6 protein-coding genes and 1 pseudogene are annotated in these 6,329 nt (G+C 70.4%); 4 read left to right on the top strand and 3 right to left on the bottom strand.

The window, feature by feature from the left end; genetic code table 11:
- Positions 1-26 precede the first annotated feature (26 nt).
- From ASG59_RS03920 to ASG59_RS03930, 3 genes are all read right to left on the bottom strand, one after another.
- Positions 27-815 carry a creatininase family protein gene (locus ASG59_RS03920; protein WP_056407100.1) on the bottom strand — a complete coding sequence of 263 codons (789 nt, stop codon included), beginning with the start codon at positions 813-815 and terminating at the stop codon, positions 27-29.
- Positions 816-938: 123 nt separating this feature from the next.
- Positions 939-1,409, bottom strand: a complete 471-nt coding sequence (locus ASG59_RS03925; RefSeq protein ID WP_055886311.1) for a CsbD family protein — start codon at positions 1,407-1,409, stop codon at positions 939-941.
- A gap of 144 nt (positions 1,410-1,553) precedes the next feature.
- The gene (locus tag ASG59_RS03930) at positions 1,554-1,766 is read right to left on the bottom strand and encodes a CsbD family protein (RefSeq protein WP_055886314.1); all 213 of its coding nucleotides are present in this window, start codon (positions 1,764-1,766) and stop codon (positions 1,554-1,556) included.
- Between the two features lie 379 nt (positions 1,767-2,145).
- On the opposite strand from ASG59_RS03930, the gene ASG59_RS03935 reads away from it, so the two are divergent.
- The 4 genes and pseudogenes from ASG59_RS03935 to ASG59_RS21165 form a co-directional block, all read left to right on the top strand.
- A complete protein-coding gene (locus ASG59_RS03935) occupies positions 2,146-2,910 on the top strand; it encodes a fumarylacetoacetate hydrolase family protein (RefSeq protein WP_056407101.1) in 765 nt (254 codons plus the stop codon).
- Between the two features lie 333 nt (positions 2,911-3,243).
- Entirely contained in the window at positions 3,244-4,254 is a 1,011-nt protein-coding gene (locus ASG59_RS03940) for a 2-dehydropantoate 2-reductase (protein WP_055886319.1), read from the top strand.
- A gap of 190 nt (positions 4,255-4,444) precedes the next feature.
- Positions 4,445-5,974 (top strand): acyl--CoA ligase, encoded by a 1,530-nt coding sequence (locus tag ASG59_RS03945; protein WP_056407103.1) that lies wholly within the window; start codon positions 4,445-4,447, stop codon positions 5,972-5,974.
- Between the two features lie 229 nt (positions 5,975-6,203).
- A pseudogene (locus ASG59_RS21165) lies at positions 6,204-6,329 on the top strand (flagellin); the annotation flags it as partial.

Raw genomic sequence — 6,329 nt, forward strand, 5'->3', positions numbered from 1 at the left:
GATGTTCGCCCGCCACCCGTGGCCGGTTACGTCGCCGGGGCGAGGTCGAAGCGGGAGACGTCGTGCAACAGCGCGACGAAGGCCCGCGCCCCGTGGTCGAGGGCGACGGCACCGGCCTGCGCCGTGCCGAGGCGGGCGTCGCCGATGGCGCCGGCGGGGTTGAGGTCCCCCGCCTTCCAGGCGAAGGCCGCCGGCCGGCCGGCGCGCAGGTGGGTGAAATCCCGCTCCATGACGAGCGTGCGCGGGGTGAAGTCGGCGATGGCCTCGGTGCGCACGGCCTCGGGCGCGAGCGCCAGCATCAGCGCCGTCTCGATGCCGCCGGCATGGATGCCGTGGCGGACCTCGGCGTCCGGAAACAGACCGTCGGGATAGCCGAACCGGCTCCAGGCGGTGGTGACGGCGATGAGGCCGCAGCGCCCGCGCAGCTCCAGGGCGACGAGGTCGATGAGGGCGCTGTTGCCGCCGTGCGAGGTGACGATGACGAGGCGGCCGCAGCCGGCCCGATGGACGCAGGCACCGATCTCGATCCAGGCGCGCAGGGCCGTCTCGGTGGTGAGGGTGAGGGTGCCAGCGAACTCGTCGTGCTCGTCGGATTTGCCCACCGCCTGCACCGGCAGGACCAGCACGTCGAGGTCGTCGGGGACCAGGGCGGCGACGCGGGCGAGATAGCCCTCGGCGATGGTGACATCGGTGGAGAGCGGCAGGTGCGGCCCGTGCTGCTCCACCGCCGCCACCGGCAGCACCGCGATCGTGCGGCTCATGTCGCGCGCGCGCATCTCCTGCGTCGTGAGGGCGGACCAGGGCTGCATCGGCATCGGGGACGCTCCTCGCGACCAAGCTGTCCGCCGGCCATAGGCCCTATCGGGCCGACGAAAAAGGCGCCCCCGCGCATGCGGGTGGCGCCTTTCGTCACCGGTGAGCTGCCGGTCGTTCGCGGGTCAGCGGGTGCGGCGCAGCAGCCAGCCCGCGCCGAAGGCGGCGGCGGCCACCAGCAGCAGCGTCACGGCCTTGTTCTCCTCGGCGCGGTCGGCGACGGCGCGACTGCGGCGGGCGGCTTCGTGGCGGAGATGACGGCCCCGGTCCTGAACGTCGTCGAAGAGCGCGCGACCGCGGTCGGTGGCCTCGTCGGCCAGGTGGCGGCTCCGGTCGCGCAGGTCGCGGCCCCGGTCCTGGACGTCGTCGAGCAGGGCGCGGCCGCGGTCGGCGGCCTCGTCGGCGAGGTGGCGGCCGTCGCGCTGCAGGTTCCGCGCGGTGTCGCGGGCATCGCCGTAGGCGTGCTGGGCGGCTCCGGCGACCTGATCGTAGGCGCCCTCGACCTGCTGGCGGGCGCGGCCCGTCACGGCGCCGATCGCGGTCTCGCCGCGGCCCTTGAGGTGGCGCAGGCCGCCTTCGAGATGATCTCTGTTCATGCTGAACGATCCTTCGTTCGTAGATGGTTCAAACGTGGGTACGACGAAGTCAGGCCCAGTCCCGCGCGGGACGGCACCGAGGCCGCCCCGCGCCATGGTCGTCGTGTCCGGCGATTCGTCGGGGATCTAATCGTCTTGGGACGATCAGATCTTCTTGACGGCGTCGGCCGCGGTCTGGGCGGCGCTCTTGGCGCCGTCCTTGACGTCGCCGACGGTCTTCTGGGCTTCGCCCTTCAGCTCCTGGGCCTTGCCCTCGGCCTGCAGCTTCTCGTTGCCGGTGGCCGAACCGATGCCCTGCTTGATGTTGCCGACGGCTTCGTTGGCGAGACCCTTGATCTTGTCCGTGGTGCTGCTCATGGGAAACGTTCCATCCTTGGTTGAGGAGGCGGCGACGTCGCACACCGTGCCCGCTCACCGTCGGCAACCGGAACGGTGCAGCGCACCGATTGTTCCCCGGACGACTGCGGGATCGGTTTTGCGGCAGCGCAGCGATGAGGAGCGGGCAGGGCGCGGCATGACCTGTCGAACGTCACGATTTCGTCAGGTCTAAAGAATTTTGTCCTTGGTCGACAAAATTTTTATGAGGGTCGATGCTGCCGCGATGCTCTATAGCGCCTTGAATCGACGATCCGGATCTTTAGAACCGCCGCTGGCGACACCGCCGACGAGGAAGAGCACGCCATGACGATGCACGCCGTGCGTCCCGCTTCCGCGCCCGCCCGGAGCCTCTGAGGCGATGGCGCGATGGATCTCCTACCGGCACGAGGGCCGGGACGGTTTCGGACACCTCGACGGCGACACCATCGCGGTGTTCACGGGCGACCTGTTCGGCACGCCGACGGCCACCGGCGAGACCCTCGCCGTCGCGGCGGTGACGACCGCCCTGCCCTGCCGCCCCTCCAAGCTCATCGCCCTGTGGAACAATTTCCACGCGATGGCCGACAAGCAGGGGCTGGAGCGGCCGGCGGCGCCCCTGTTCTTCGTGAAGCCGCCCAACACCTACTGCGCCAGCGGCGAGGCGGTGGCGGTCCCCGAGGGGATCGGGCGCATCCTGTTCGAGGGCGAACTCGGCATCGTCGTCGGCAAGGCCGGGCGCGACCTCACGGTGGCGGCGGCGGCCGGGCACATCTTCGGCTACACCTGCGTCAACGACGTGACCGCCCTCGACGTCCTCAAGGCCGACCCGAGCTTCGTGCAATGGACCCGCTCGAAGGGCCTCGACGGGTTCGGCCCGTTCGGGCCGGTCATCGCCACCGGGCTCGATTCCGACACCCTCACCGTGCGGGTCCGGGTCAACGGTCGCGAGCGCCAGAGCTATCCGCTCTCCGACATAATCCTCAAGCCCGCCGAGATCGTCTCCCTGGTCTCGCAGGGGATGACCCTGGAGCCGGGCGACCTCATCGCCTGCGGCACCTCGAACGGCGCCGGCCCGATCCCCAAGGGCGCGACCGTGGCGGTCGAGATCGAGGGCATCGGCGTGCTCGAGAACCGGTTTTCATGAGGAACGTCACCGCGGCCGCCGCGCGGCCCATCCCCGCCCATCGGATTCGCGCACCGCTCGGTGGACGACCACAGGGTGCGCGCCGAGGCTCCCTCTCCTGGAAGGAGAGGGTAGGGGTGAGGTGTGCGACCTCTCCGGACAGACCTCTCACCTCACCCTGTCCCTCTCCTTCCAGGAGAGGGGACCCGCGCTTCGACCGACGGCCGGCATCTCTCGCCGCGGGTGATATCCGTGCCGCCGCCCTCGGCCTGGCCCGGGCGGGGGAACCTCCGCGCGCCGGCCGTCTTCAAGCCCGGCAGAACGCCAAGCCCAGCAGAACGCAAGGTCAGTGACATGAGCATCGCCATCGTCGGCGCAGGCGCCATCGGCGGATTCCTCGGGGTTCGGCTCGCCCACGCCGGCGAGGACGTCACCTTCATCGCGCGCGGCGCCAACCTGTCGGCCATCCGCGAGAACGGCATGCGCCTGATCGAGGAGAACGGATCCGAGATCCACGTCACCAACCTCAAGGCGACGGCCTCGATGGCGGAGGCGGGCCCGCACGACGTGGTCCTGCTCACCGTCAAGGCGCACCAGGTCGGGCCGATCGCGGCCGACCTGCACCACCTCATCGGCCCTGAGACGATGGTGGTGACGATGCAGAACGGCATCCCGTGGTGGTACTTCTCGGGCGGCCACGGTGGCGATCTCGCCGGCACGCACCTCGAGACCGCCGATCCGGGCGGCCTCATCGCGAAACACCTCGACCCCAGGCACGTGATCGGCTCGGTGGTCTATCCGGCGGCCGTGCTCACCGAGCCCGGCGTGGTGCAGGTCATCGAAGGCCACCGCTTCGGCTTGGGCGAACTCGACGGCAGCATGAGCCCGCGGGTGCAGTCCCTGGCGCAGCGCCTGATCAAGGCCGGCTTCCGCGCGCCGGTCACCAGCGACATCCGGGCGGAGATCTGGCTCAAGCTGTGGGGCAACCTCAGCTTCAACCCGATCTCGGCGCTCTCCCACGCCACCCTCGTGGACATCTGCCAGTTCCCCGAGACCCGGGCACTGGCCGCCGACATGATGCGCGAGGCGCAGACCATCGCCAACGCGCTCGGCGTCACGTTCAAGCTCGGCATCGAAAAACGCATCGCGGGCGCCGAGAAGGTCGGCGCGCACAAGACATCGATGCTGCAGGACGTGGAGGCCGGCCGGCCCATCGAACTCGAGGCGCTGGTGGGCTCGATCATCGAACTCGGCCGCCTCACCGGCACGCCGACCCCGCACATCGGCACGGTCTATGCCTTGATGCGCCTGCTCTCCCAGAGCCTCGATCGCGCGCAGGGGCGTCTCGCCATCGCGCCGGCCTGACGCTTCTCCCCCCTCCCCTCCCACACTCAGGGAGGGGGCACGGCCCGGACGGACGCGGTCGATCCCCTCAGGCGGGTCCAGGTAGGCGCGGCACCGCCTCGCCCTGCTTAAGTCTTTGATGTGTCCCAGGTTTTTGACGCAGAACCGGTGGCCACTTTTGCGAAACCTGCTTAAGGACGGTGACAGATCCATGGCCGAGACCGCCACAACCCTCCATGCCCTGATCCAGGCCGGCGCCGACGAGGCCACGGCGCTGTCGAGCCCCGGCGGCGTGCCCCTCACCCACGGTGCCCTGCGGGCGCTGGCCACGCGCACCGTCGCCGACTTCAACGCCCACGGGATCGGACGCGGCGACCGGGTCGCAATCGTGCTCGACAACGGGCCGGAGATGGCCGCGGCCTTCATCGCGGTGGCGGCGGGCACGACCTCGGCCCCCCTGAACCCGGCCTACAAGGCCGACGAGTTCAAGTTCTACCTCACCGATCTCGGCGCCAAGGTGCTGGTGGTGGCCGAAGGCTCGGCTTCGCCGGCGGTCGCGGTGGCCGAGGCGCTGGGCATCGCGGTGGTGCGCCTGACGCCGACCCCGAACCGGGGTGCGGGCAGCTTCACCCTCGCCTTCCCGATGGCGGACGCCGCCCCGGCGGCCGGCGGCCCGGCCGAACCCTCGGACATCGCCCTGGTGCTCCACACCTCGGGCACCACCTCGCGCCCCAAGATCGTGCCGCTCACCCAGACCAACGTCTGCGCTTCGGCCGGCAACATCCGCACCGCGCTCGCCTTCACGGCCGAGGACCGCGGCCTCAACATCATGCCGCTGTTCCACATCCACGGGCTGATCGCCGGCATCCTGGCGCCGCTTTCGGCGGGGGGGCAGGTCGCCTGCACCCCGGGCTTCAACGCCCTCAAGTTCTTCGGCTGGATGGGGGAGGTGCGCCCGACCTGGTACACGGCGGTGCCGACCATGCACCAGGCGATCCTCGGCCGCGCCGCCCGCAACGCCGAGGTCATCAAGGCCAACCCGCTGCGGTTCATCCGCTCCTCCTCCTCCTCGATGCCGCCGCAGGTGATGAAGGAGATCGAGGAGGCGTTCGGCGCGCCCCTGATCGAGGCCTACGGCATGACGGAAGCCGCCCACCAGATGGCCTCGAACCCGCTGCCGCCCCGGCCGCATTATCCGGGCGTGGTCGGCCTCGCCGCCGGGCCCGAGATCGCCATCGTGGATTTCGACGGCGAGCCGCTGCCCGTGGGCGAGACCGGCGAGATCGTGATCCGCGGCGCCAACGTGATGGCGGGCTACGAGAACAACGAGGCGGCCAACGCCACCGCCTTCACGCCGCAGGGCTGGTTCCGCACCGGCGACCAGGGCACGCTCTCGCCCGAGGGCTACCTCACCATCACCGGGCGCCTCAAGGAGATCATCAACCGGGGCGGCGAGAAGATCTCGCCGCGCGAGGTCGACGAGATCCTGATGGACCACCCGGCGGTGTCGCAATGCGTGACCTTCGCGGTGCCCCACGACAAGCTCGGCGAGGACGTCAGCGCGGCGGTGGTCCTGCGCGAGGGCGAGAGCCTGACGGAGAAGGACCTGCGCAGCTTCGCCGCCGAGCGCCTCGCCCCGTTCAAGGTGCCCGCCAAGATCCTGTTCCTCGACGAGATCCCCAAGGGCGCCACCGGCAAGCTCCAGCGCATCGGCCTCGCCGAGAAGCTCGGACTGGCGTGAAGGCCTTCGCGCGCGTCTCGGACGGGCCGGCGGCGCGATCGCCGTCCGCCCATGCCGCGGACCGGACCCTCGGCTCACGGGAGGTCCGGGCCTCCCGCCCCGGCAACCCGAGGTTGGGGCGCGCGGCAGGCTTAACCGGAGGTCAAGACCTGACGACTATGGCTAACGGGGAGGGTATTCCAAGCCGAGCGTAACGTCGGCGCGGATCGTCGGGAGGACGCTGGAGCGTATGACCAGCCTGTTGACCAACCGGTCCGCGATGACCGCCCTGACGACCCTGAAGTCCATCAACCAGTCGCTCGACATGACGAGCAACCGGGTCTCCACGGGCCAGCGCGTCTCCACCGCCTCCGAC

The sequence above is a fragment of the Methylobacterium sp. Leaf466 genome (genome assembly GCF_001425565.1).
GTDB lineage: Bacteria > Pseudomonadota > Alphaproteobacteria > Rhizobiales > Beijerinckiaceae > Methylobacterium.

Bases quoted from the DNA above. Each gene is read 5' to 3' on its own strand.
- ASG59_RS03920 (WP_056407100.1), bottom strand. From the start codon at position 815: ATGCCGATGCAGCCCTGGTCCGCCCTCACGACGCAGGAGATGCGCGCG.
- ASG59_RS03925 (WP_055886311.1), bottom strand. From the start codon at position 1,409: ATGAACAGAGATCATCTCGAAGGCGGCCTGCGCCACCTCAAGGGCCGC.
- ASG59_RS03930 (WP_055886314.1), bottom strand. From the start codon at position 1,766: ATGAGCAGCACCACGGACAAGATCAAGGGTCTCGCCAACGAAGCCGTC.
- ASG59_RS03935 (WP_056407101.1), top strand. From the start codon at position 2,146: ATGGCGCGATGGATCTCCTACCGGCACGAGGGCCGGGACGGTTTCGGA.
- ASG59_RS03940 (WP_055886319.1), top strand. From the start codon at position 3,244: ATGAGCATCGCCATCGTCGGCGCAGGCGCCATCGGCGGATTCCTCGGG.
- ASG59_RS03945 (WP_056407103.1), top strand. From the start codon at position 4,445: ATGGCCGAGACCGCCACAACCCTCCATGCCCTGATCCAGGCCGGCGCC.